The organism is Lactobacillus sp. UMNPBX6 (genome assembly GCF_002553975.1).
GTDB classification, from domain to species: domain Bacteria; phylum Bacillota; class Bacilli; order Lactobacillales; family Lactobacillaceae; genus Lactobacillus; species Lactobacillus gallinarum.
In genome coordinates this window covers 1-451 of the sequence record NZ_PCZD01000132.1, presented here as the reverse complement: position 1 = coordinate 451, position 451 = coordinate 1, and the positions used below count along the sequence as shown (strand labels likewise).

At 41.9% G+C, this 451-nt stretch carries 1 protein-coding gene; it reads right to left on the bottom strand.

What is annotated here, in order from left to right:
- Positions 1-119 precede the first annotated feature (119 nt).
- The coding region (locus CP357_RS09970) for a holin family protein (RefSeq protein ID WP_143468740.1) at positions 120-451 on the bottom strand (332 nt) is incomplete at its 5' end.

Here is a 451-nt window from a genome sequence, read left to right as displayed (position 1 = left end):
CAGCGTCCATGTGATTAGGGCATTTCAAGGCGTATTTAGCTTCTGATACAAGATTCTTTTTCACTGTGATTGTCATAAGTGTTCTCTCCTTTATTTTTGATATAGAAAAAACCGCCGGGTTATCCAGCAGCCTGTTCATCTTTTTCATTTGTTTGTTCGTTGTCATTTTCGATTACGTGAAGCCGGTCAGTAATGGCAGCCGGCATCTTAACGCCGATTTGTGCAAGGTTCTCCGTAATGGAAAGCCCCTCATTGGCGATATAAAAAAGAACGGTTCCAAATGTCAGGACACCGTTCAGATTGAGGATTGTATCTACGATATTTGCCACAATGACCACCAGAAAACTGAGCATTTTTCGGACATAACCGAACCAAGCGCTTCGGCTACGCAGCTTTTTGAATTTCCAAGCCTTAATCACACCAGTTATTACGTCGATAATGCTTAGAACTA